This window comes from Labilithrix luteola (assembly GCF_001263205.1).
GTDB lineage: Bacteria > Myxococcota_A > Polyangia > Polyangiales > Polyangiaceae > Labilithrix > Labilithrix luteola.
The window spans coordinates 975312-998660 of sequence record NZ_CP012333.1; the positions used below are offsets into that span (position 1 = coordinate 975312).

The window sequence follows — 23349 nt, forward strand, 5'->3', positions numbered from 1 at the left end:
GCCAACGGGTAAAGGGCGACGCTCCGCGCGAGCCTCCCGTCCGGTCGCGCGAAGGCAGTAGAGGATGCGACTTTCGAAGCTCCGTGCGTCGCTCGCGTTCGCCATCGTCTCGCTCGCTGGCTGCGCGGGACCACGCCATCCGAACGAAGTGACCTTGAAGGTGGCGCTGCCGGCCACGCACTTCCGCCTCGAGAACGGTCTCGAAGTGCTTCTCCACGAAGACCACTCGACGTCCGACGTCGTGGTGAATCTTCGCTACCACGTCGGCAGCAAAGACGACCCCGAGGGCCGTAGCGGCTTTGCCCACCTCTACGAGCACATGATGTTCCTCGGCACGAAGCACGTCGGCGACGACGGCTTCGCCGCGGCGCTCGAGAAGATCGGTGTGCGCGAGTTCAACGCGACCACCAACGAGGATCGGACCGAGTATTACGACATCGTTCCTGCACGCCAGCTCCCGGCCGCGCTTTGGCTCGAGGCCACGCGCATGGCGTATCCGCTCGACGCCGTCGAGCAGCAGAACTTCGACCGCGAACGCGAGGTCGTGAAGAACGAGTGGCGCGAGCGATACGACAACGTTCCGCTCGGTCACCTGCACAACCTCGTTCGCGAGGCGGTGTTTCCGGCCGGTCATCCGTACCATCACCCGACGATCGGTCGGCCCACCGACCTCGATCGCGCAACGCTCGAAGAGGCCCGCGCGTTCGGCGCGACCTACTACACGCCAGTCAACGCAACGCTCGTCATCGCCGGCGACTTCGACAAGAACCAGGCGCACGAGCTCGTCGCGAGGTACTTCGGCAACATTCCGAGCGGGAAGCCGAACGCCCCGAAGAGCCTCCGATTCCAGAAGATCATCGGAAAGAAGCGGATCGTGGTCGAGGCCGATGTCGAAACACCACGCGTCGTCCTCGCATGGCCGATTCCGCCGCCGCACACGCGAGGCTACGACGAGCTCATGATTGCCGCCGGCTACGCCACCGGTTGGGCGAACTACGAACTCGTGGCGACGTCGAAGATGGCGCGCCTCGCGTGGACGGACGTCGACACCGGGCGCCTTGGTTCGATCCTGAGCATCACCGTCGACCTCGAGCCGAACGGCAATCCGGAGAAGGCCATCGACGCTATCGACGACGAGATACGACGAATTCCAGACCACCGAGACTGGCCGGACTTCTCGGACCGCCGAACCGCGCGCATGACGTCGGCCGTGCTGGGACTCCAGAGCATCGACAACCGCGCCGCCTGGATGCAGGAGTCGCTCTCGCTCTTTGGCACGCACGACGTCTCGCAGTCCGAGCTTCAGCGCATCCAGGACATCCACGCGCCGAACATGGTCGCGGCCACGACCGAGTATCTGCGGGACACGGGCCGGATCGAGGTCGTCGTAAGGCCCAAACGAGGTGCTCCTCGTGCAGGGAGGGTGGTCCAGTGAAAGCGCCGCTGATTGTCGGTCTCGTGGCCATGCTCACGAGCGCCTGTTCGCCGTCGGTCAAGTCGTACGCAATCCCTGACGCGCTGTCCGACCGGCGGGCGCACGACACGGATCTTCCACCCCCGGTCGTGAAGGCGGCAACCTCCGAGGGGCTCCCCGCCGAGCGGCCCGGCCCTCTCGATCGAAAGCGACGGCCACTTCCGAAGCCGGCCGAGGCGCGACTCTCGAACGGCATTCGCGTCGTCATGGTCGAGTCTCACGACTTTCCGTCGGTCAGCGTGGGCTTCATGCTGGATCGAGGTGTCACCGCAGCGCCGCCGGGCGTCGCGAAGCTCTATGCCGACGCACTCTTCGGCGCGAGCAAGGACTTCGACTCACGCGACGCGTACGCGTACTTCGCGTACATGGGCGCGAAGCCGAACTCCTGGGCCGGCGCCGAAACGATCGGCTTCGACGTCACGACGCTGTCGCTCCTGATCGGCGGTCCCATCAGCCGTGTCGGTTCCATGTTCACGACGCCGCTGTTCGAGAGCGACGACCTGAAGAGGACGGTGCTGGAGCTTCGCGCGGACGAGCGCGGTCGTGCGGAGGCTCCCGGCATGATGGCGAGCGCGGTCCTCGACACGATGATGTTCTCGAGCGTCCACCCGTACGGGCACAAGATCGAACGCCTCACCGACGAGCGAATCAAAGCGCTCTCCCGCGACGACCTCGTGCAGTTCCGCGATCGCCACCTGAGTGCCGACCACGTCAGTATCGTCGTCGTCGGAGACTTCAATCCACGAGTGATCTTGCCGAAGCTCGATCGCGCGGTTTCGAAGCTGCCGCGAACGAGTGGGAACTTCGCCATTCCGCCGGTTCCTCCACCGCCGACGTCCGCGCGAATCCTCGTCATCGATCGGAAGGGCGCGAGCCAATCGAACATCGCGCTGGGCTTCTCGAGCGTGCGGCGCGGCGATCCGGCACAGACGTCCCTCGCGCTCCTCCAATCGGTCCTCGGCCGCGGCCTTTCGGGCCGCTTGAACATCAAGACACGAGGCGAACATGGTTCGACCTACGGGGTCCACGTCCGCAATCGCGCGTTGCGAGCGGGAGGGATGTTCGAGATCGACGCCGCGGTCGATACGCCGCAAACCGTAGAGACACTCCGAGGTCTGCTCGGGGAACTGCGCCGGATGAGCGCCGAGCCGCTCGAGCCCGAGGAGTTCCATCGCGCTCGCGCGCTCGCGGTCGACAATCTGCTCGACGTCGACGGCTCGGACAGCGTGTTCTCGGCCTACCAAACCATCGCCGCGGATGGTCTTCCGCTCGACTACTACCAGACGAAGGCAGCCGAGCTCGCGAAGCTCAAGCCCGCGGACATCCAGGCCATCAGCGAGCGAATCCTCAAGACGGAATCCGTGCAGATCGCCATCGTGGGCGACGCGAGCAAGATCGCCGCGCCGCTCCGCGAGCTCGGAATCGGCGAGGTCGTCGTTCGCGACACGCCGCCCTGAGCAGGCTCAATCAATTCCCGTGAGGCGCGGTGGCTTCGTAGACCTCGCGAAGGAGGTCGAGCCCCGCGCGCTTCTTTCCTTTCGAGATCTCCCAAACCGTGTCGCGAGCGAGCGTGTTCACCGGCACCTTGATACCGTGCTTGCGCGCGCGATCGACGACTTCTCCGTTGAGGAAGTCGACCGCCGGTGTGCGACCGCGCTCGATGGCCGAGAGCATCGAGCTCTTCATGCGGCGATAGCGGAAGCCAACGGCGAGGAGGAGGCCGTGCTTCGCGACGAGGCCCGGCGAGCCGCTCGCGAGGCGCTCTTCTTCGGTGAGCGCAATCCACGCGAGATCCAGGGTGCCGGAAACCTTCTCGAGGCGAACGCCTTCTTTGCGCGCGACGTCGACCACCTCGGTCATGATTTCGAGGCCGAGACGACGCACGAAGCGGTGCTGCATGAGCGTGCCGAGCCGATCGCCACCGATGGTGCCGAGCGTGGAGATGGCGCAGTTGATGGCGAGCTTGCTCCACCGTTTGCCGCGGAGGTTCTGCGTCACTTCGACGGGGCCGACGGCTTCGAGCGCGCGCACGAGGCGGTCGTGCCTCGGGTCGAGCGGCTCGTCCGACGTCTGGCCGAGCGTGAAGCCTCCCGGCGCCGTGCGCTCGTAGAGGCCGGGCTCGGGCATCGTGGCGCCCCAGCCGACAACGCCACCAATCACGCGATGAGGTCCGACGATCTTGCCGAGTCGCTCTTCGCAGAGACCGTTCTGAAGGCACACGAGCGCGCCGTCGTCGGCGAGGAACGGCGCAACGGAGCGCGCAGCCTCTTCGACCTGCGGGGGCTGCGTCGCGAGGATGATGTAATCGAACTTCTCCGCGCCCTCGGGCGGGAGCCCGTGGATCACCGGCGTGCGAACCAGCCGCGGGCTGCCTTCGCCCACGACCTTGAGGCCACGCGGATGCACCGCCGCATGAATGCCGTCGTTCGTGGTGCTCGCCGTGACGTCCTGGCCGGTCTCCGCGAGCGACGCTGTGAGCACACCGCCGATGGCGCCGCAGCCCATGACCAGAAAGCGCGCTCCCGCTTCAACCCCACGCTCAGATGTATGCGACGATGACGGAACGCGGCTTGATACGGCGGCCATGGACGTCGCGACGGTAGCATCATCGGCGGCGGTCGCCAGCGCGAGCGCGCCCGTAGCGCGATTCGCCCTATTTTCGCGCCCAAAACAGGATGCGCTCGAACGGGAAGAAGAACGGCCGCACGTCCTCGAGCTGTTCCAAGAGTCGCTCGCGGTAGCGCGCGAGAAACGTCGCGTAGAGGTCCGCCCCGAGCAGCGCTCGGTACTTGGTGAGCAGCGCCCCCTCCGCCCACGTCACGACGCCCTCGGGACCGGGCAGCCAGTGCCCGTAGACCTGGAGCCTCACGTGTTGGTTGCGATACCCGAGTTGCGCGAGCGTCTGCGCGTACCACTTGGGCGTGTGCGCGCGACCGCCGAGCGGGCCCACGTTCCCGAGGACGTCGGCGAACGGCGCCTCGCGGCCGACCTCCTCGGCGATGCTCTCCCAGATGCGATCGCCCGTGGCCGGTAGCTGGACGGCGAGCTGACCTCGCGGCGTGAGCGCGCTTGTCCAGTGTTCGAGCACGCGTTCGTGGTTCGGTGCCCAGTGGAGCGCAGCATTCGAGAAGACCAGATCGAACGACGCGAGCTCCTCGGTCGCGGGAAAGGCCCCGATGTCACCTTCGCGAAAGCTCACCTGGGTCGTCGCAAACGCCGCCGCTCGCTCGAGCATGGCATTGGAGTTGTCGATACCGAGCGTCGACGACGCCCCGAGCTCGTCATGGAGCAATCGCGTGAGCTCTCCCGTTCCGCAACCGAGATCGACGACGCGCATCGACGGCTCTCGCTCGACCAGCGCGAGCGTGTCGAGGAACGGACGCCTTCGCTCGCTCTTGAAGCGCTCGTAGAGGCCCGGGTCCCATGCGTCGCTCGGCATGTTCTACGGCCTAGCACGCCTCGGGCGCGCGGCAGAAAAGCTCGTCCGATGTTCACGCACAGCACGAGAATGCTACGGTCCGGCCCCCATGGGCTCGCCTCGCAGGTCTTCGCATTCTTCGGCGCTCGCCTCTCTCGCGGCCGCCTTTGTGCTCACGACGCTCGCCGGCGCCGCGAGCGGCTGCAAGGCCGCGGCAAGCAACTCCAACGCGGCCGCACCGAACGAGACCACGCGCGCCCTCCATGCCCTCTTCGACGAGGAATGGGAATACGGACTTCGCGCGTCCCCCACCTGGGCCTCGACGCTCGGCGACCGGCGCTTCGATGCGCTCTGGGACGACGTGAGCCTCGGCGCCGTGGCGCGCAACGAGGCGCACGCGCGCGAGGTCGTCGGGAAGATCGAGCGCATCTCGCGTGACGCGCTCTCGCCCGAGGACCAGCTCAGCCTCGATCTGTTTCGCTATCAGTACCGCATGGCCGTCGAGGGCCAACGCTTCCGAATGTATCTCCAGCCGCTCAACCAACGCGGCGGCATCCAGACGGCCGACGAGATGGCCGACCAAATTCCTTTCGAGACGACGAAGCACTTCGAAGACTGGAATGCGCGCCTCCGCTCGTTTCCATCGTATGCCGATCAGACAATCGCGGTGCTGACCGAAGCGATCGCGGCTCGGATGACCCATCCGAAGGTGCCGATGCAGCGAGTCGTCGCGCAGCTCGATGCGCAGATCGTCGACGACCCGACGAAGAGCCCGTTCTTCGCGCCCTACAAGAAGCTGCCTGGCTCGATTCCGCCGGCCGAAGCGGAACGATTGACCAACCAAGCGAAAGAGGCGATTCGGAGCTCGCTCGTTCCCGCCTATCGCAAGCTCCGCGCGTTCTTCGTCGATACGTATTTGCCTGCGTGTCGGAGCGAGGTCGGCGCGTGGGACCTTCCGAACGGCGCAGCCATGTACGCGTATCTCGTTCGTGCGCACACGACGACGAACATGACGCCGGACGAAGTCCACACCATCGGCCTCCGCGAGGTCGCGCGTATTCGCGGCGAAATGGAGACGGTGAAGTCGCGCGCCGGATTCAGCGGGCCCCTTTCGCAGTTCTTCACCTTCCTGCGCACGGATGCGAAGTTCTATTACAAAGATCCGAAAGAACTTCTGATTGCCTATCGCGATTTGGGAAAGCGCGTCGATCCCCTCCTCGTGAAGCTCTTCTCGCGTTTGCCTCGAACGCCCTATGGCGTGCAGGCCATTCCCGACGCAGTCGCGCCCGACACGACAACGGCCTACTACCGAGAACCAGCCGACGACGGCTCGCGCGCAGGCACGTTCTTCGTCAATCTGTACAAGCCCGAGACGCGCCCGATCTGGGAGATGACCGCGCTGACGCTGCACGAGAGCGTGCCGGGTCACCATTTGCAGATCGCGCTCGCCACCGAGCAGCAGGACATCCCGCAGTTCCGCCGTCACGGCGACTACACGGCGTTCGTCGAGGGCTGGGGTCTCTACGCCGAGAGCCTCGGCGAGGAGCTCGGGCTCTACGATGACCCGTACGCCAAGTTCGGTCAGCTGGCCTACGAGATGTGGCGCGCCGTCCGGCTCGTCGTCGACACCGGCATCCACCATCTGCACTGGGATCGCCAGCGTGCGATCGACTTCTTCCTGGAGAACTCGCCACGCGCGGAGCTCGACGTGGTCAACGAAGTCGACCGGTACATCGTCTGGCCAGGCCAGGCCCTCGCTTACAAAATCGGCGAGCTTCGAATCAAAGAGATTCGGAAGAAGCAGATGGCGGCGCTCGGCCCCCGCTTCGACGTGAAGGCTTTCCACGAGGCGGTTCTCGGAGCCGGCCCCCTTCCGCTCGACATCCTGGAGAGTCGCGTGATGGCACCAGCCGCCAAACACTGACCGGACGCCGTGGTCAGCACGCGATCCATGAGCGAATTATCCATCAGGCTCGCGACGTGCGCGCGTGTAGGACGCGTGCTAGCTCCAACCTATGGTGCCGTTGCAGGTTCGTGGTCTGCTTCGACTCGCAGGACTCGTGACGACGGGCGCAGTCGTCATGTTCGCCGCCGCCTGCTCCTCGTCGCTCGCCGACCCCGTACCGACGAAAGCGAGCAGCGCACCGACCACGAGTGACACGAGCGCCACCGAGCCGTCCGAAGCCACGGCCGAGGAAGCGAGCGAGACGCCTGCGCCCAACGACGGTGGCGGGGTTCAGGAGGCCTCGATCACGGTCGCCGATGCTTCCTACAAGACCGGCATGACGGTCGACGGCGGTGCGAATGCCTGCGGGATGTGCGATCGCGAGTGGGTCTGCAACAACTACAAGCAGCTCTGGCTCTCCGAGTCGGACGGCCGCTGCGTGAATCAAACGAACCACACCGCGCTGCGCTGCGACGGCACGCTCGACGGAACGGGCGCGAAGAACGTCGGCACGTGGATCGGGAACGACGAAGAATTGCAGCTTCGCTTCGACTCGTTCGGATCCACGCACATCATTTACTGCGTGCCTCCGACCTGACGTCGGTATCGCCCCTCGTCCGCTCAGAACCAGGTTTCCCACTGGCCGGCCACGAAGGCCGCGTGACACGTGGCCGAGATTCGATCGCGCGTGCCAGGGAACGGCTGAATCTGGTGCAGGCGATAGCTGTCGATGACGACGAGGTCGCCGGCCGCGTACTCGCACACGGCACTCGGGCGATCGAGGTCTTCGTCTTCGTAGGCGTCGGTGTCGGCGTAGCGAACGTCCCACACGCGGAGGCCGCCGGCTCGTTCGGGTGGTGCGAGCATGAGCACCATCGTGAAGGAAGGCGCACGCTCGCGAGCGTGGACGGGCGTCAGGCCTTCGGTGTCGAAGTGGATGTCGCCGCCTTGCTTCGCGACATGCGCTCCAGCAGGAAAGACGTGGACGCCGGGGCCACACCAGCCCGACCTCTGGAAGGCCGGTGCTCCGGCGAGGCGCTCGACGAAGCCTCGCATCGTCCGCGCGAGCCCGGGGCACGCCTCTTCGACGCGCGCATCCGACCCCTGGACGTCGCGAAAATAGGCGTCCGCGCGGTTCTGCTCGAGGTGCGTGTACCAGGCCCGACCGAGGCTGAACTGGGCGCCGTCGAAGTCGCTCACCCAAGCCGCGCGCGCCGACCTCACGCCCTCGGCCCACGACGACGCGAGCGACGCATCGATCGCCGAGTGCACATGGAGAGCCAACGCGCCGTCGAGGCTCGCGAGGGACGCGATGCCAAGGCCGGCGCGTAGGTCGGGGCCGTCGACGTCGACGACCTTCATCGAGCGTTCCTCGTGGGCCTCAGATGGAGGCAACGCGCGTCATGAGACGACCACACAGGTCGGACGCGGGGTTGCGTTCGCGCTCCAGGGTCAGGCCCTGGCGGAACAAGTTCGAGGCTGCCTCCTCGTTGCCGAGCAGGAGATGGCACACGCCGAGCATCTCGTAGTCCTCGGGATCGCTGAGGTTCGAGACGAGCTCGGTGAGGGGTGCGATGGCGGAACGATGGGCCTCGAGGAGCTTGGCGCTCGGCTGGCCGGTGCGCTTCGCGAGGACCAGGAGCTTCAGGGCCTGGCGCTGATCCTCGGGGCGGTTCGCGGAGAACCAAGGTTGCGCGAAGAGGTCACGGTAGCCGTCGAACGACGTCTCGAGGTCGCCCCCCCGTGAAGTTGCCACAATCTGTTTCACTGCACTGACGAGCGCATCCTTGCTCATGGCGCTGAGAATACTTTGCCTTTCGGCGCCCGGCGAGCCCTCGAGTAGCGCCGTGCCACACTGGCGCACATCACGCTCTACTTCGCGGCGTACTTCACGCTGCAGCCGTAGGCTTTCGTCTCGGGCGTCGCCACCGGCCGACCCGCCGCGAGATCGGCCAGAGCCGCTTCCGCGTAATTGACGAGTTTGCCGCCCGTGGGGCTCTCGCCTTCGCCATCCGGCGAGTTGTCGATGGCGCCGCGATACGCAAGCACGCCCTTGCTGTCGACGACCATGATGTGCGGGGTGTTCGTCGCGCCGTAGGCCTGGCCGACATCGCCGCTTTCATCGAGGAGGACCGGGTAGCTCATCGCGAAGGTCTTCACGCCTTCACGATTCGCCTCGACGCCGTGCCCCTGTTTACCTGGAGCGCCGGAGTTGATCGCGAGCCAGACCACGCCGTTCTTGATCTGCTTCGCGGCGGTGTCTTTGAGCGACCCCTTCGAGTGCGACGCCTTCACGAAGGGGCACCCCGGATTGAACCACTCGAGGACCACCGTCTTGCCCTTGAGGGCACTGAGCTTGTGCTCCTTGCCGTCCAGATCCTTCAGCGTGAAGTCCGGAGCAGGCTTGCCGACTTCGGCATGCGCCTGCGCAGCCGGTGCCGCGGTCCCCGCCGAGAGCGTTGCTGCATGATCGGGCGAGCTCGGAGCGGCGACCGAAGCCGAGCTCTCCGGCGCGGCTTGCGGCGTGCTTTTGCTGCATCCCGCGAGAGCGAGCAGGAGAACCCCGACCGAAAGACGACGCGTGGTGCTCATCCCTCTCACTTAGCGCAGGGCACGCGGAAGGCGCGATCTTCCTCGCCGAGAAGGCGGATCGCATCGAGCGCGTGCTCGGAAATGCGGCGGTGGAGGCGCGGGCTCGGCGGTGCATCGAGCATGTCGCCGAAATCGATCGGCGCTCCGAACACGACGTCGACGGGGTCGCCGCTCTTCGCGAAGTTGCTCGCCACCTGGCGAACGATGTCGTTACCGAGGCCGTTGATGAAGGCAGGAATGACCGTGACCTTCGCGGCCTGGATGATGCGCCCGACGCCGCCCTGTGCCGGAAGAAGCGCGTAGGGGTCGTCGCCTTTGTTGCGGGTGCCCTCGGGGTGCAGCCCCACGAACGCTCCGCCGCGCTGCAAGAGACGCACGACTTCGTCGAGGCTCGCGAGGTTCAACGCTGCGCGCTGGCGCTCGCGGAACACCGGCGGGTACATGGCGAAAAAGCTCATCGCCCCGTTCACGACGAAGCCAGCCGGATTGTCGTAGAAGAACTTCGAACGAACGGGGAAGACGAGGCGATGGGGCATGCCTCGCTTCACCAGGTACGCCGTGATGACGTACAGGTCGAAGAAGCTACGGTGGTTCGACACCACGACGTAGCTCTTGTTCGGGTCCCACGTGGGCAGGCGGTCGAGCCCGTGTACGCGACGGAGGTTCTTGACCGATGCCTCGATCCAGTTCGCTCCGATGTGGCGCTGCAGCACGCGAATGGCGCGGTCGAGCGGGCCTGGCTGGAAGGAGTTACGAACGAAGCCGATCTGCCATCGCTCGACGGGCGAGAGCACGTCGTCGCCGAAGTCGAGAAGGTCGCGAGACTTCGAAGTCTCGGACCGGCCACGGCGCTCCGAAGGCGGGCTCGTGAGGAGATCGCTCGAAGCAGAGGTTTCGGTGCTGACGGGGGACGGTTCCTGCACGGCGATGAAATGACGAAGATATGACCGGGGCGCAAGCGTTGATTCACCTTTCGCCCACCGCCGTTCTGTGTTTGCAGAATCGGCGAGCCCCCGGGCCGGCGCGAAGAGCAAATCGCCCGGGAATCAGAGGGGTTCGTTAGGCAGCGGGTTCGTGACGACGATGGGCGGTGGCGTGCAGGCATCCCCTAGCCCGTCGTCATGGGCGTCTTGTTGGAGGGGATCGGCAACGTCCGGACAGTCGTCGTGGACGGGATGCGCGTCATCGCCGTGATCCCACCATCCGTCGCAATCCTGATCGCGAATGTGGTCGCAGGGTCCGGAGTAATCGAGCTCGCCCCACCAGTCGTCCGGTGTCTTGCCGTGACGTGCGAGCCACGCTTGCGTGTGCGTCAGATTCGCCGGCACGAGGCCCTGGTCGGCCATGTTGGCGAGCCCTCGCTCGGTGACATGCGAGACAATCCACGTCTTGTTCGGGGGCCACGTCACGTCGGAGAGGTAGGCCGTGTGCCCGCGCGCCTGAGAGAGCACGCCGATCGGATCGCGCGAACCATCCGACCGCCAGAAAAACATCGGCCCCCCTGAGTCTCCGGCGCGCACGCCTGACCCGGGGGCAGGTCGAGAAAGAAGAAAGCGCCGCCGTTCCGGTCGTCGTGCGACACGCGGATGTTCATGAGCGGCTGCAGACGGCGCGTCGTAAAGAGAATCGTTCGATAGTCGTCGTCCCAGGGCGAGAAGCCCGCGAAGTCGACCACACCGTCGAAGTGATCGTTGTCACGTGGCGGCGGCGTGAGGCTGGGACGCACGACACGCGGCACGGAGTTTTCGCCTCTGGAGAAGTACGACCCGACGATGGGCTTCTGCAGATAGACGAGCGCGAGGTCTTCACCGTCGCGGTTGAGCGGCTGACAGGTCTCGACTTTGGTAACCGATGCCGAGCTCTCGAACACGGCGACCGGTGACAACCAGCTGCGCCCGATGCTGACGTAGGGTGTCGAGTCGCCCGAGCACGACGTCGGGTCGGGCCCGGCGGGTTTCTGCGCACCGCGAATGCAGTGGCTCGCCGTCATCACGATCCGGGGCGTGACGAGCGTGCCCGTGCACTGTCCCACCTTGACCACGACGTTCGCCTCGGGCGACTCGGCGTCCATGAAGGCGCGGACCTGGTTGGAGTCGGTGTCGCAGGTGGAAAGTCCCAACAAGAGTGTCACGGCAAGCAGCCGCATCGGCGAGGAGGCCGCCGACAACCTCGCCACTCTCCCCTCTCCGTACGACCGCATCGAAGCCACGCGGTACGCATTGGCAGCACGGAGGGTGCCACCGCCAAGGGAACACGGCGCTCGTCAAAACGGGCGTGGAGTTCCTGAGGGCCCCGATGACGGTCGACCGTCCCGCCACGCACGAGGCGCGGAAAAGCCCTGTCAGCTCAACAGGCCGCGTGGCCGGTGGGGAAGATCTTGCCTGGGTTGAGCAGGCCGCTCGGGTCGAAGACGCGCTTGAGATCCTGCTGGAGCGCGATGAGCTCGCTCGATTGCTCGAGCGGCAAGTACGCCGCCTTTAGGACGCCGATGCCGTGCTCGCCGCTCAACGTGCCGCCGAGATCGACGGTCGCGCGCATGAGCGCGCCGATCGCGCGATCGATGGCCGGACGCTCGCTGTCGTCGTTCCAGAGGAAGTTCACGTGGAGGTTGCCGTCTCCCGCGTGACCGTAGGTGAGATGCATCACGCCCGTACGCTCGCCGATGCGGTCGACCTCGGTGAGGAGATCCACGAGGCGTGAACGCGGCACGACGACGTCTTCCGAGAGCTTGTACTTCGCGAGCTTTCGAGTCGCCGGCGAGAGCATCCGCCGCGCTTCCCAGAGACGCGCGCGTTGAGCCGCGTCTTGGGCCGCGACGACGTCGAGGGCATGCCCGCCCTCCGTGAGGGCCTCGCCGAGTCGCTCGACGATCGGGTCCAGCGTGCCCGCTCCTCCGTCGACTTCGATGAGGAGCATCGCCTGGGCGCGCGGGTCGACAGCCACACCTTGCTTGCGAATGGCTCCGAGCGTCATGCCGTCCATCAGCTCGAGACAACGGGGAACGAGACCGCCCGCGATGATGCGACGAACGGCATCGGCGGCGTCGCGAACGTCTTCGAAGAGGGCGAGGACCGTCGCGACCTCCTGCGGTCGCGGTACGAGCTTCAGGGTGATCTCGCTGAAGACACCGAGCGTGCCTTCGCTTCCGACGAGGAGCGCCGTCACGTCGTAGCCCGTGACGCCCTTGATGGTGCGCTTGCCCGTGCGAACGACGCGGCCGCCCATCAGGCATGCCTCGAGGCCGAGGACATATTCGCGCGTGACGCCATACTTGAAGGCGCGTGGACCGCCGGCGTTCTCGGCGACGTTTCCGCCGATCATGCACGTCTTCAGCGAGTTCGGATCGGGCGGATAGAACATGCCTTCGGCTTCGACGGCGGCGTGCAAATCGGCCGTGACGACACCCGGCTGGACGACGGCGAGCAGGTCCTGCCGATTGATCTCCAGGATCTTCGACATCGCGTGGGTGGCGAGCACGATGCCACCGGCCACGGGAACGGCGCCCCCGGTGCGTCCGGTACCGCCCGCGCGCGGCGTGACCGGCACACCATGTTTCTCGGCGATGGCGAGCACGGCGGCGATGTCGTCACGCCCGTCGGCGAGGACGACGGCGTCGGGTTTGCGGCCGATGGCCTCGCTCTCGTCTTGGCCGTAGTTCAGAAGGGCCGTCTCGCTCGTGTCGACCTTGGACGGCCCGAGGCGACGCTCGAGGTCGACGAGGGCTCTTTCGACGGCATCTCGGGCGGGAATACGAACCTCGGGCGCGGCGACCAGCACGCCCATTCCATAGCACTTTGGGCCGAATTCCGGGCGGTCGGACGATTTTCCGCAACCTGAAGCACCTTCGGCCGACGGGGAGACGTCATGCGCGAAGTCCGCCCCGTCTCGAAGCTCTCGAAGGTGCCGAACGTTCTGCCCCGCCTCCTCGGCGCGCTCGTGGTCGTTGCGGCGCTGCTCTTCGGCCGAACCGCACGCGCGGACCGCGAGCTCATCGTTCCTTTCCACGAGGGCGGACATCTCGTGCTCGACCAGCTCTCCGGCCTCCGCCTCAGCGCAGGTAGCGGCCTCGCCTACGCGGGTCCGGCCGGCGTCTCGTACCGCTCGGAGAAGGCCGACGCCTTCACCCCCGGCGCGCCGAGCAGCGACCTCAAGACCACGACGTTCTGGGGTGCCCCTTCGGTCGACGTCTTCGTCACCGACCACCTCTCGATCGGCGGTCTCGTCGAGGTCGCGCACTCGTCCGGTTCGGCAACTTCGGGGGGCCAGAGCATCGACCTTCCCGGCACGACCGCCCTCACCTTCCTTCCGCGCGTCGGCTTCTATGCGCCGTTCGGCGATCGCTTCGGTCTCTGGCCGCGCGCCGGCGTCGGCTGGGCGCAGGTGCAGTCCGTGTCGTTCCTGTCGGCCGGCAGCGCGCCCGTCACCGACACGTTCCGCTCGATGATCCTCGATGTCGACATCACGCTCGTCTACCGCTTCACCGAAGTCTTCTTCATGAAGATCGGTCCCGAGGTCGGCGTGACGCTCGGCGGCCGCCACTCGCAGGTTAGCTCCGGCATCAGCTCCGGCGCAGACGCTCAGACGCTGCAGATCTCCGGCGTCGTCGGCTTCGGCGCCAACCTCGAGCTCTGAGCAACGAAGAAACGCGGGATGGTTCAGGCAGAGGTTGCGAACGCGCGCATCCTCTTCTATCGAACGGGAGTGACCGAGTTCATTCGTTTCCAGGGTACGGCGACTTACCTCACCAACGATTCGCTCGAAGCCGCCGTCAATGCGGCCCTCGCCCTGGAGCGACCGCTCCTCGTCCGCGGAGAGCCGGGCACCGGCAAGACACTGCTCGCCGAAGCGATCACCGAAGCTCTCGGCACGGAGCTCATCCACTGGCCGGTCAAGTCGACGACGCGCGCGCAGGACGGCCTCTACGTCTACGACACCGTCCAGCGCCTCTACGATTCGCGCTTCGGCGAGGGCGACGTCAAAGACATCCGCCACTACATCAAGCTCGGTCCTCTCGGTCGCGCGTTCTCGTCGAGCAAGCGTGTGGTGCTCCTCATCGACGAAGTCGACAAGGCCGACCTCGAATTCCCGAACGACCTTCTCCACGAGCTCGATCGCATGCGCTTCGTCATCACGGAGACGGGCGACGAGGTCGTCGCCGCGCAGCGCCCGATCGTGGTCATCACGTCGAACAACGAGAAGGAGCTGCCCGACGCCTTCTTGCGCCGCTGCGTCTTCCACTTCATCGACTTCCCGGATCAGGAGCTGATGAAGCGAATCGTGAAGGTGCACCATCCCGCGATCGATCAGTCGCTGGTCGACCAGGCCGTCGTGACCTTCTATCAGCTCCGCGATCTCCCTCGCCTGCGCAAGCGCCCGTCGACGAGCGAGCTCATCGACTGGATCTCGGTTCTGCGCCGCGCAGGCGTGGGTACCGAGCGCTTCGTGCGTGAGCTGCCGTTCCTCGGAGTCCTGCTCAAGAAGGAGCAGGACATCGAGACGCTCGCCACGGCGAAGAAGAACGGCGGCTGGAAGAACTGACGTTCAGAGCGATTCGAGATAGGCGATCAGATCGCTGATCTGCGCACCGCTGAGCGACGACGTGTGACCATGCCTGTCGCCGCCGCCCTGGCTCGCGAAGCGATCGCGCAGGGTCATGGCGCTTCCGTCATGAAGGAAGGGGGCGCGTGCGCCGACGCCGATCAGCGACGGAACCTGGAACGCGCCTCCCGTGCCGACATCGACGGTCGCCGAGTTCGTGAAGTGCGCTCCTGAATGGCACGTTGCGCAGCCCACCTTCGTATCTTCGAAGACGGTCTTCCCGCGCGCGACCGCGGCATCGTCCAGAACGCCTGACTTGGCCGGCGCCGGAAGCGCGAAGAGCCACGTCTGAAGGGCGTTCTTCTGATCGAGCTGGAGCTGAGGTCCGCTCATGCGGCTCGTCATGACGTCGTCGCTGAGATGGCCGATGTCGGACTCCTCGCCATTCCAGTGATAGGGCGCCGTCCCGGCGATCGTGCCGTGCATCGAAGGCGTACGACGCGCTCCGACGTCGTCGAAGATCCACACGTGCCCGTCGTCGCCGCCTTCACCGTGGCACGAAGCGCACGCGAGACCTGCACCCGAGTTCGAGTGGAAGATGGCGTGGCCGGTGTCCTCGCGACTCGTGTCGTCGAGTGAAATCGTGCCCCTTGCCCCGCGAGAAAGAGCGATGCGGGCTCGCGCGATTGCACCACGAAGCTGTCTCGATAGGCGGCAACCGAGGTGGCCTGTCCCGGAACCATGACCTTCGTCGGCACCGAGCAGAAGCCATCCGCGGTGAAGACGCTTTCGGGCATGACGTAAACTTGAGGTAGCGAAGGCGTGTGGCCGTTTCCCGCCGCAATCACCGCATAACCGGAGCTCACGACCGCGACGTCGACCGGCAAAACGAGATTCGTCGGCAGGAAAAAGATCTTCTCGCCCGACACATCGAGCACCGAGGTGGTGCTCTTGTGGACTTGGCACACGTCCGTGTCGGGATCCGAGCCGCTCGAATCCCCGTATCCTCCCGGCTGCGTGCTCAACGGCGCGAGGCTCGCGAGCTGATGGAGAACGATCGGCTTCGTGGCCCCGGGCGTGGAGGCATCGGGGGACGAAGGAGCCGACGCCGAGGGCGCGATCATTCGCCACGCGAGTGTCGGGGTGGCTTCGGCGGCATCGAGCAGTGGCATGGGCGACTGGAGCACGCCGGCCGCGTTCAGCTCGACGACACTCGCCGAGCGGAACTTGCTCACGAAGATTCGATCGCCGAGAACGACGATGTCGCGCAAATCGCGCTCGAGCGTGGCGAGCAGCGTCTTCGCACCATCGGGGGCAGGCGGAAGCGCGGCCAGCTGGCCATCGGCGCACGCCACGAGCAATCGCGCGCGGCTCTTGTCGAAAGCGATGCCACGCGGCGCCGGGCACACGTTGCGGCGAGCGAGAAGCGTTCCCGTCGCCACGTCGATCGTGGCCACGCCGCCGCCACTCCGGAGGACGACGTGCGCTCGCCCGGCATCGTCCATGACCACCCGACCGGGCTCGTCGTGCTTCTGCAGGACGACCTTCTTCACCGACTGCGCCTCGAGACCGACGACGTAGACCTGGTCGCGATCGGGGTCGGCGGCGACGGCGATTCCCTCCTCCGTCACGACCAGCGTCCCTCCCGAAAGCGGCGGAGGCGCGTCGGCTTGCGTGACCGTTCGACCGAACTGCGGCTGCGGGCCTTTGGGTGGCATGGCCGGCTCGCCTATCTCGGTGCCCGGAGGAACGTTGTCGGGCGGTCCATCGGGGTTGGACGTATCGAACCCCGACGAGCCCGGAAATACCCCGCTCGAACATCCTGCCATGACGGCCAACGTTCCAAGGAGGAGACCTCCCAACCCGCACGTGTGTCTCGTCTTCATGGTCGAGTCCCCTCTTTGCGAATGCACGGCGCGAATCCCATTCGGCTTGTCGACGCGGATGAAACTCTATCGAATCAAAGGGACTCGAGATACGCGATCAAATCCCCAATTTGCGTATCCGTGAGTGACGACGTGTGGCCGTGGAAGTCACCACCACCGCAGGCACCGAAGCGGTCGCGAAGCGTGGTGGCGCAGCCGTCGTGCAAGAACGGCGCACGGGCGCCGACGCCAACCAGCGGCGGAACCTGGAAGGCCCCTCCAGTACCGACGTCGACGGTCATCGAATTCGTGAATTGCGCCCCGGAATGGCACGTCGAGCAGCCCACGTTGGAATCTTGGAAAAGGCTCTTTCCACGGGCGACGGCAAGGTCGTCGAGAATCCCCGATTTGGCGGGCGCGGGAAGCGCGAAGAGCCAGCTCTGGAGAGCGTTCTTCTGGTCCTGCGCGAGCACCGGACCGCTCATTCGTCCGGTCATCACGTCGTCGGTGAGGCGCCCGAGGTCGCTCTCTTCGCCATTCCAGTGATACGGGGCCGTGCCGGCGAGCGTGCCGTGCATCGAAGGCGTGCGGCGCGTGCCGATCTTGTCGAAGTCCCACACGTGGCCATCGTCGCCGCCTTCTCCGTGGCACGACGCACAGGCAAGGCCCGCTCCGGAGTTCGAATGGAAGATGGCGTGTCCGGTGTCTTCGCGGCTCGTATCGTCGAGCGGAATGACGAGGTTGGTCGGCGGAATGACAAGCGAGGCAGGCTCACGCGATTGAACCACGAAGGAGTCTTGATAGGCCGCGACCGAAGTGGCCTGTCCCGTGATCTCGACCGGTATTGGGAGATTGCAGACGCCGTCCTCTATCGACTTTCTGTCGCTGGCAATGACGTAAACTTGCGCCAGGCCTGGCGTATGCCCGTTTCCAGCGGCCACGACCGCATAGCCTGCCTTGACCTTCGCAACGTCGACAGGCAGCACGACATTGGTCGGCAGGAGATAGGTCCGGTCACTCGCCGCGCGTAGCATCGACGTGGTGCTCTTGTGAATTTGACACCCGTCGACGTCGCCGCCCCCTGGAGAACCGTTGCCGCCATAGCCGCCAGGCGAGGTGCTCAGCGGGGCGCGCGATGCGAGCTGATGGAGCACGACGGGCAGCGTCGTATCGTCGCCCGTCGAGGCGTCGACAGGAGCTGCCGCCGACGGCGAGATCATTCGCCACGCGAGTGTCGCCTCGACCATCGGATCGTCAACGACGGCAATCGACGCCTGAAGGACGCCCTCCGTCGTCAGCTCGAAGATTTTGGCCGAACGGAATTGACTCACGAAGATGCGATCACCGAGGACGACCACGTCGCGAAGATCGCGCTCGAGTGTGGTGAAGGCGACCTTGGCGCCGTCGGGCGCAGGCGGCAATGCAGCAACTTGACCGTCGGCACAGGCCACGAGCAGCCGGCTCCGATTCTTGTCGAATGCGATGCCGCGAGGTGCGGGGCAAACGTCGCGCCGAGCGAGCAGCGTTCCCGTCGCGATGTCGATCGTCGCGACGGCACCACCACGCCGAAGCACGACGTGCGCGCGGCCGGCATCGTCGACGACGACACGACCAGGCTCGTCGTGTTTGCCGAGGAAGACCTTCTTGACGGTTCGGTCGGAGAGCGTGACCACGTAAACCTGGTCGCGATCCGGATCGGCGGCGACGGCGACGCCGTCCTCGGTCACGAGCAGCGTTCCTCCCGACAGCGGAGGCGGCGCGTCGGCCTGGATGACCGTGCGGCCGAACTGCGGTAGCAAGCCACTCGACGGCGTCGGCGGCCTCGACGTGGGCGAGGGTGCCGCGGAATCATCTTCCGGGAAGTGTCGCGGCCACGGCGAGTCCTCGTCGTTCGGGGCCGGGCCGACCGGTGAGGACGATTGGCTCGAGCAGCCCGCGGCGACGGCGCCGACGACGAGAGTTGCCAGGACGACCCCGCGCGCCCAACTGCTACGTCCAATCCCCCTCATCGCGCTCCCCTCTTTTCCGTCCCGCTTCGCGCGGGCAGGTCTGCTTAGCAAGCACCGCACCACGAGGTCAGCCTTGGAATATCCAGCGGTTCGCGTTTCCGACTTCCGCCAAAGCAGGATCGCCCTGCCATAGCCGGCCTGCCGTGGCACAGCCTGAGCCGAGTGGCCCGATCTGCTAAACCAAGGCCGATGGCGGCGCCTGCTCGCGTCTTTCTGCTTTCGCCCGCGAGGCTCGACGGGAAGCGAGGCGCCATGCTCTTCCGCGAGGGCGCGAGCTTCCCTCTGGCCGCGCAACTTCGCACGATCGAAGGCTGCCCGATCGGCGAGGTCTTCCGCTTCGTGAGCGGCCTCTACTTTCGCGGCAAACTCGCCTACGCGAACGCGTTCGCCCGTGCGCCTTCGGGTGCCAGCTGGATGGGCAACGGCGCCCTCGTCATCACCCAGAACCGCGGCCTCGTGCCCGTCACCACCCGCGTCTGCCTCGAGCACCTCGAGGCGTTCTCGAGCACGAACATCCACCCCGACGAGCCGGCCTTCCGCAAGCCACTCGTGCGCGACGCCAAGCTCGTCTCCGAGAACCTCGCCGCTGCCGACGAGGTCGTCCTACTCGGAAGCATCGCGAGCGCGAAGTACGTCGACGCGCTCCTCGAGGTGTTCGGCAATCGCCTGCTCTTCCCCGGCGAGTTCGTCGGTCGCGGCGACATGAGCCGCGGAGGTCTGATGCTTCGCGCCGTCGATGCGAAGAAGGAGCTCTCCTACGTTCCGGTGGCGGGCGCCATCCGCAAGGGCACGCGCCCGCCGAAGCTCACCCCGCGCAAGCGCCATCGCGAGGCCCCGATCCACAAGGCAGAGCCGGAGTCGAGCTAACTTGCCGCTCGACGCTTGATTGGACCTAAGGCGAGCATACCCATGGATATCCGTATCGACGATTTTCACGGCGCCGAGATCGCAGCCTTGCTGCAAGAGCATCTCGACGACATGGCGCTGCATTCGCCGCCGGAGAGTATCCATGCGCTCGATCTGGAGAACCTTCGTCGGCCGGAAATCACGTTCTGGACGGTCTGGGAGGATGGCGAGTTACTTGGTTGTGGCGCGATCAAACAACTCGACCCCACGCATGGCGAGATCAAGTCGATGCGCACGTCCAGGCATCATCGACGTAAGGGCGTGGCGAGGCTGATGTTGCAGCATATCCTCGCTGAAGCCGAGCGTCGCCGTTACCAGCGGCTGAGCCTCGAAACCGGCTCGGCGGCCGCATTCGAGCCGGCGCGGCAGCTGTATGCGCAATTCGGATTCACATCTTGCGGTCCTTTTGCGAATTACGTCGAGGACCCGTACAGCGTGTTCATGACGCGGACGTTCAATGCAATTTAGGGCCCTCGCGCGTCGAGCCACGCCGCGGGCCCGGCCCCCGAGCCCCGGGCTTCGAATCTGCGCGACCGAAGACTCGCTCGGCAGCGTCTAGGTTGTGATCCCGGCATCGAACTCGGACGCTTGGGACCTCGCTGCTGCCGCCGAGCGCCTGTGCCGTCAGTGGCCTGCAGCGCAACTCCGTTGCGCTTCGAACGGAGTTCGCGACAGACTCGCGCAAAGGACCGCGTTTCCATTCTAGAGGTAGACGATGAGTTTGCGTCGCATCGAGGAGCGATTGGCAATCATCCTGCGGAATGCGGAAGGTTGGCTGCCGAAGGATCAGCTCGATGACATGCAGTCGCTGGTCGCGGCACGTGAGCCAGGCGTGGCGCTGGAAAACTTCTGGACACAATTAGAGGAATACGACGTTGACGTGCCGGATTCTGTACGCCATGAAATCAAGCAGATCGCGGCGGAGATGGAGATGCGGCCTCCACATTGGATCGAACGAGCCTAGCCCGCACGACATATCCATGCGTCGGTCGACCACGTGCCGTAGCCGTGCTCGACGACGACCCGGCGCTCGATAACCTAATGGCTTTAGAGAAGGCCTTGTGAAGACGAAGCCCGCCCCGCGAACGGACGACAGAGACTTCCAGGTCTGGGAGTACCAGATCAGCCATGGGCAGCTCCTGATTCGAAGTCCGAAGGCTCCGGCGACTGGCACCTCTCCGGAGCGACGAACAAACGTCGATCTCATCTTTCTAGGCGTCGAGTACATGAGCCTACCGCGCGTATTTCGCGGCCTGACGCTGGGTCAGGCTACCGCGGAGGAGCTGCGATTGCTCGAAGCTACCTTGGGCAACGCTCCTGCCCCCGACGACGTGCGGATGTTGGTCTCCGGCGGGAAACGATTCGCTGTAGTCGCCGCAAGCGTCGACGTCCTGGAGAACGACTGGGACATCTTCGATTCGCCGTTCCAGTTTCGCTCGCAGTTTCGCGGCGCTCCATAATCTGGGATACGCCCTGAGGGGCGCGATGGCTCACGGGCGGTCAGCAGGCGATGCCTCGTCGGCGTGTACTCGGCCTCGATCCAGCGCCTGTGCAGTGGAGCGCAGTGGAGCGAAACCGGACGCTGGCACCTGACGCGCCCGAGCAATCGAGCGAAGCAAGCGCGCAATGGAAGGGGCGCGCTCGGGGGGCGCGTTTGACTCGCGTTAAGCGCCGTAGCGAACCTTCTCACGATCGCCGGCGGTGAGCGCACGCGCGAGGCCAAAGCGCGTCGCGCGCAGCGCGACCCGCTCGAGCGCATGCGGTGCGACGATCTCGTGCGTAACGAGGTCGGCGCACGCGAGTCAAACGCGCCCCTCGAGTGCGCCCCGGCACGCTCGATCCGAGCACGCTGATAGAGTTTCAGTTAGGTCACAAGTAGTGAGGAACCATGAACTTCATTGCGAAGGTGCGAGTGGGCTACGATCAAGGATACGAACTTCAAGTGTTCGCTACGGATCGCGTGTGGCTGCGGCTAACGCGCGATCCCCAAAGAAACAGCCTCGGGTTCTGGAGTGAGAAGAAACCAGTGGCGGGACACTGGATGACAGTGGCGGGTGAGCTCGACGGTCGCCTGAGGGACGCTCCCGTCGATAGTCGGCCCGCGATTGACCGTGCCTGCACCTACTGGCCGGAGGGCTGGGACTTCTGGGGTCCGGAGGTGCCGGCACCAATCCGGAGTGAGGTCACCTCCGGCGAAATCGAGAAGGCGGCTGCCGTCGTTGAGGCGTCGCCGTTACCGCGGAAATAGGTTTGAGACGTCGAACCGATGCTTTCGCGTGGCCGCAGAGGGGGCACCAGCTGTCCGGAATGGCCACCTCGCGGGCAAGGCTCATCTGGTCACTGGTGTACTCCGGCTGGCGGAGGGGCCGTTCTGAGTCACCGCGTGGTTTCGCGTGATGAACTCCGGGGCCCCCTTCGTGGCGTCCGTTGTGAACGACCGGGAGCCTGGGTGACGAGCACGGCAGGTCCGTGTGCGTGCCTGAGTGGCCAGCTAGAGAGGTCATGAGATGCATCCGGAAAGCTCGCGGGGGCTCGCGCGTGACTAGTCGCTCCCAAGACGCCGTCTACCTTCACGGTCTCCGGGCAAGCTTGCTGCCATGCGTACTCCGCTCCGCCCCCATCAACTGAGGAGAAGAAAGAAAAACCGAAGAAGAGTGCGTGCTCCGCGAGTCATCGCTCGCGAGCGCTGCTCGCGACTGGACGAGATAGCTCATGGGAGAGCGAGAAGCTCCATCGTCCGGGATCAGACGGCGTCACCACGGCGCATCTCCCGATAACGGCGATGGAAGCTGCGCCTCCACTCATGGCAAGTCATGATGTCCGTCTCCGACCCCGCGGAGAATCACACCATCACGGGAGCAGAGCGCAAGGCCTTGCTTTAGACGTTCCGTTTCGCAACAAGCCTCCCCGCTATGGGTCGCGGCCGGCTCGACGCTGACGTGCGTGTCCACTAGTGGTTCAAACATTGGAACACGAATTTGCGAAGCATCCTCCGTAGGGAGGATGGCGGAAAGCATCAACACAAGGTAGACCTCGACACGTGCACCTCGGTGCAGACCCAAGTCGCGTATGCGCCCCCCTCCCGCAACGCCACGAGGCTTTTGACAGAAGCCCATCACAAGTAGCGCAATCCACGGCAACACGTGAGCAAGCAATGCCCACCAATTTCGCAGTGGCAATCGAGTTCGGTACGTTGGCTGCTCGTCCTGTCACTCTCTGCGTGCTCGACCGACATAGCGCCGGCAATCGAGCCACCTAAACACGCATCAACGGCTGAAATTCACGGAAACGGCGAGCTCCCCGATCCCAATGCACCGAAGCGAACTCGACGGCGTTCATCGGCGCGGGATGTACAGGACACTTGTTGACGCCACCAATCGTCCTTACGGCAAGTCACTGCCTTTTTGAATGCAGAGCGCGTGCTCGACTGCAACTCCAGCGCATCTGTTTCGAGCACACGCACTGGACCAAATACGACGCTCGAAGTGGGCGCGATCGTCCTCTCGATAGCAACATCCACCAACCCGCGATATTGCAATACGCAGACATGCTCCCCGCCGTCGACTACTTGGTCGCAACGATACCAGGCGAGCACCAACACA

Annotated in this window: 22 protein-coding genes; 10 read left to right on the forward strand and 12 right to left on the reverse strand. The window is 65.4% G+C overall.

The annotated features are described in order from the left end of the window. Positions 1-64: 64 nt before the first annotated feature. Both AKJ09_RS04435 and AKJ09_RS04440 read left to right on the forward strand, forming a co-directional pair. Complete coding sequence (locus tag AKJ09_RS04435; RefSeq protein ID WP_146645930.1) at positions 65-1435, forward strand: M16 family metallopeptidase; 1371 nt, start codon at positions 65-67, stop codon at positions 1433-1435. After that, positions 1432-2931 carry a M16 family metallopeptidase gene (locus tag AKJ09_RS04440; RefSeq protein ID WP_146645931.1) on the forward strand — a complete coding sequence of 500 codons (1500 nt, stop codon included), beginning with the start codon at positions 1432-1434 and terminating at the stop codon, positions 2929-2931. Before AKJ09_RS04435 ends, AKJ09_RS04440 begins: the two co-directional genes overlap by 4 nt. Positions 2932-2941: 10 nt before the next feature. On the opposite strand, the gene AKJ09_RS04445 is transcribed toward AKJ09_RS04440, so the two are convergent. Both AKJ09_RS04445 and AKJ09_RS04450 read right to left on the reverse strand, forming a co-directional pair. Then, positions 2942-3979 carry a ketopantoate reductase family protein gene (locus AKJ09_RS04445; protein ID WP_146645932.1) on the reverse strand — a complete coding sequence of 346 codons (1038 nt, stop codon included), beginning with the start codon at positions 3977-3979 and terminating at the stop codon, positions 2942-2944. Between the two features lie 148 nt (positions 3980-4127). Continuing rightward, positions 4128-4913 carry a methyltransferase domain-containing protein gene (locus AKJ09_RS04450; RefSeq protein ID WP_146645933.1) on the reverse strand — a complete coding sequence of 262 codons (786 nt, stop codon included), beginning with the start codon at positions 4911-4913 and terminating at the stop codon, positions 4128-4130. Between the two features lie 88 nt (positions 4914-5001). On the opposite strand from AKJ09_RS04450, the gene AKJ09_RS04455 reads away from it, so the two are divergent. After that, positions 5002-6816 carry a DUF885 domain-containing protein gene (locus AKJ09_RS04455; protein WP_146645934.1) on the forward strand — a complete coding sequence of 605 codons (1815 nt, stop codon included), beginning with the start codon at positions 5002-5004 and terminating at the stop codon, positions 6814-6816. 91 nt (positions 6817-6907) lie between these two features. Beyond that, positions 6908-7435 carry a hypothetical protein gene (locus tag AKJ09_RS04460; protein ID WP_146645935.1) on the forward strand — a complete coding sequence of 176 codons (528 nt, stop codon included), beginning with the start codon at positions 6908-6910 and terminating at the stop codon, positions 7433-7435. Positions 7436-7458: 23 nt separating this feature from the next. Here AKJ09_RS04460 and AKJ09_RS04465 read toward each other — a convergent pair whose 3' ends face one another. From AKJ09_RS04465 to AKJ09_RS04495, 7 genes are all read right to left on the reverse strand, one after another. Next, positions 7459-8199: a hypothetical protein gene (locus AKJ09_RS04465; protein ID WP_240488389.1), complete on the reverse strand. Its 741-nt coding sequence runs from the start codon at positions 8197-8199 to the stop codon at positions 7459-7461. 19 nt (positions 8200-8218) lie between these two features. Further along, positions 8219-8632: a hypothetical protein gene (locus AKJ09_RS04470; protein ID WP_146645936.1), complete on the reverse strand. Its 414-nt coding sequence runs from the start codon at positions 8630-8632 to the stop codon at positions 8219-8221. Between the two features lie 77 nt (positions 8633-8709). Then, positions 8710-9429, reverse strand: a complete 720-nt coding sequence (locus AKJ09_RS04475) for a redoxin family protein (protein ID WP_146645937.1) — start codon at positions 9427-9429, stop codon at positions 8710-8712. Between the two features lie 5 nt (positions 9430-9434). Further along, positions 9435-10352, reverse strand: coding sequence for a lysophospholipid acyltransferase family protein (locus tag AKJ09_RS04480; protein ID WP_169927248.1), 918 nt, complete (start codon positions 10350-10352; stop codon positions 9435-9437). A gap of 123 nt (positions 10353-10475) precedes the next feature. Beyond that, positions 10476-10838 (reverse strand): hypothetical protein, encoded by a 363-nt coding sequence (locus tag AKJ09_RS04485; RefSeq protein WP_169927249.1) that lies wholly within the window; start codon positions 10836-10838, stop codon positions 10476-10478. Beyond that, the gene (locus tag AKJ09_RS04490; protein WP_169927250.1) at positions 10835-11605 is read right to left on the reverse strand and encodes a trypsin-like serine protease; all 771 of its coding nucleotides are present in this window, start codon (positions 11603-11605) and stop codon (positions 10835-10837) included. Before AKJ09_RS04490 ends, AKJ09_RS04485 begins: the two co-directional genes overlap by 4 nt. Before the next feature lie 170 nt (positions 11606-11775). Then, a complete protein-coding gene (locus AKJ09_RS04495; protein ID WP_146645941.1) occupies positions 11776-13212 on the reverse strand; it encodes an FAD-binding oxidoreductase in 1437 nt (478 codons plus the stop codon). Positions 13213-13293: 81 nt separating this feature from the next. On the opposite strand from AKJ09_RS04495, the gene AKJ09_RS04500 reads away from it, so the two are divergent. Together AKJ09_RS04500 and AKJ09_RS04505 are read left to right on the forward strand one after the other, a co-directional pair. Further along, positions 13294-14061: a hypothetical protein gene (locus AKJ09_RS04500; protein ID WP_146645942.1), complete on the forward strand. Its 768-nt coding sequence runs from the start codon at positions 13294-13296 to the stop codon at positions 14059-14061. Between the two features lie 18 nt (positions 14062-14079). After that, positions 14080-14967 carry an AAA family ATPase gene (locus AKJ09_RS04505; RefSeq protein ID WP_146645943.1) on the forward strand — a complete coding sequence of 296 codons (888 nt, stop codon included), beginning with the start codon at positions 14080-14082 and terminating at the stop codon, positions 14965-14967. Positions 14968-14970: 3 nt separating this feature from the next. Here AKJ09_RS04505 and AKJ09_RS52660 read toward each other — a convergent pair whose 3' ends face one another. The 3 genes from AKJ09_RS52660 to AKJ09_RS04515 all read right to left on the reverse strand — a co-directional run bounded on the left by AKJ09_RS52660 (position 14971) and on the right by AKJ09_RS04515 (position 18841). Continuing rightward, a complete protein-coding gene (locus AKJ09_RS52660; protein ID WP_169927251.1) occupies positions 14971-15360 on the reverse strand; it encodes a c-type cytochrome in 390 nt (129 codons plus the stop codon). 8 nt (positions 15361-15368) lie between these two features. Further along, positions 15369-16853 carry a YncE family protein gene (locus AKJ09_RS04510; protein ID WP_169927252.1) on the reverse strand — a complete coding sequence of 495 codons (1485 nt, stop codon included), beginning with the start codon at positions 16851-16853 and terminating at the stop codon, positions 15369-15371. A 74-nt stretch (positions 16854-16927) separates the two neighbouring features. Continuing rightward, positions 16928-18841 carry a cytochrome-c peroxidase gene (locus tag AKJ09_RS04515; protein WP_146645944.1) on the reverse strand — a complete coding sequence of 638 codons (1914 nt, stop codon included), beginning with the start codon at positions 18839-18841 and terminating at the stop codon, positions 16928-16930. A gap of 189 nt (positions 18842-19030) precedes the next feature. On the opposite strand from AKJ09_RS04515, the gene AKJ09_RS04520 reads away from it, so the two are divergent. From AKJ09_RS04520 to AKJ09_RS04535, 4 genes are all read left to right on the forward strand, one after another. Continuing rightward, positions 19031-19708 (forward strand): hypothetical protein, encoded by a 678-nt coding sequence (locus AKJ09_RS04520; RefSeq protein WP_205633599.1) that lies wholly within the window; start codon positions 19031-19033, stop codon positions 19706-19708. Positions 19709-19750: 42 nt separating this feature from the next. Then, positions 19751-20215 carry a GNAT family N-acetyltransferase gene (locus AKJ09_RS04525; protein WP_146645945.1) on the forward strand — a complete coding sequence of 155 codons (465 nt, stop codon included), beginning with the start codon at positions 19751-19753 and terminating at the stop codon, positions 20213-20215. 247 nt (positions 20216-20462) lie between these two features. After that, positions 20463-20711 (forward strand): MafI family immunity protein, encoded by a 249-nt coding sequence (locus AKJ09_RS04530; protein ID WP_146645946.1) that lies wholly within the window; start codon positions 20463-20465, stop codon positions 20709-20711. A gap of 97 nt (positions 20712-20808) precedes the next feature. Further along, positions 20809-21207: a hypothetical protein gene (locus AKJ09_RS04535; protein WP_146645947.1), complete on the forward strand. Its 399-nt coding sequence runs from the start codon at positions 20809-20811 to the stop codon at positions 21205-21207. The last annotated feature ends 2142 nt before the right edge of the window (positions 21208-23349 follow it).

Bases quoted from the DNA above. Each gene is read 5' to 3' on its own strand.
- AKJ09_RS04435 (WP_146645930.1), top strand. From the start codon at position 65: ATGCGACTTTCGAAGCTCCGTGCGTCGCTCGCGTTCGCCATCGTCTCG.
- AKJ09_RS04445 (WP_146645932.1), bottom strand. From the start codon at position 3,979: ATGGGCTGCGGCGCCATCGGCGGTGTGCTCACAGCGTCGCTCGCGGAG.
- AKJ09_RS04450 (WP_146645933.1), bottom strand. From the start codon at position 4,913: ATGCCGAGCGACGCATGGGACCCGGGCCTCTACGAGCGCTTCAAGAGC.
- AKJ09_RS04455 (WP_146645934.1), top strand. From the start codon at position 5,002: ATGGGCTCGCCTCGCAGGTCTTCGCATTCTTCGGCGCTCGCCTCTCTC.
- AKJ09_RS04460 (WP_146645935.1), top strand. From the start codon at position 6,908: ATGGTGCCGTTGCAGGTTCGTGGTCTGCTTCGACTCGCAGGACTCGTG.
- AKJ09_RS04465 (WP_240488389.1), bottom strand. From the start codon at position 8,199: ATGAAGGTCGTCGACGTCGACGGCCCCGACCTACGCGCCGGCCTTGGC.
- AKJ09_RS04470 (WP_146645936.1), bottom strand. From the start codon at position 8,632: ATGAGCAAGGATGCGCTCGTCAGTGCAGTGAAACAGATTGTGGCAACT.
- AKJ09_RS04475 (WP_146645937.1), bottom strand. From the start codon at position 9,429: ATGAGCACCACGCGTCGTCTTTCGGTCGGGGTTCTCCTGCTCGCTCTC.
- AKJ09_RS04495 (WP_146645941.1), bottom strand. From the start codon at position 13,212: ATGGGCGTGCTGGTCGCCGCGCCCGAGGTTCGTATTCCCGCCCGAGAT.
- AKJ09_RS04500 (WP_146645942.1), top strand. From the start codon at position 13,294: ATGCGCGAAGTCCGCCCCGTCTCGAAGCTCTCGAAGGTGCCGAACGTT.
- AKJ09_RS04505 (WP_146645943.1), top strand. From the start codon at position 14,080: ATGGTTCAGGCAGAGGTTGCGAACGCGCGCATCCTCTTCTATCGAACG.
- AKJ09_RS52660 (WP_169927251.1), bottom strand. From the start codon at position 15,360: ATGAGCGGACCTCAGCTCCAGCTCGATCAGAAGAACGCCCTTCAGACG.
- AKJ09_RS04510 (WP_169927252.1), bottom strand. From the start codon at position 16,853: ATGAAGACGAGACACACGTGCGGGTTGGGAGGTCTCCTCCTTGGAACG.
- AKJ09_RS04515 (WP_146645944.1), bottom strand. From the start codon at position 18,841: ATGAGGGGGATTGGACGTAGCAGTTGGGCGCGCGGGGTCGTCCTGGCA.
- AKJ09_RS04520 (WP_205633599.1), top strand. From the start codon at position 19,031: ATGGCGGCGCCTGCTCGCGTCTTTCTGCTTTCGCCCGCGAGGCTCGAC.
- AKJ09_RS04525 (WP_146645945.1), top strand. From the start codon at position 19,751: ATGGATATCCGTATCGACGATTTTCACGGCGCCGAGATCGCAGCCTTG.
- AKJ09_RS04530 (WP_146645946.1), top strand. From the start codon at position 20,463: ATGAGTTTGCGTCGCATCGAGGAGCGATTGGCAATCATCCTGCGGAAT.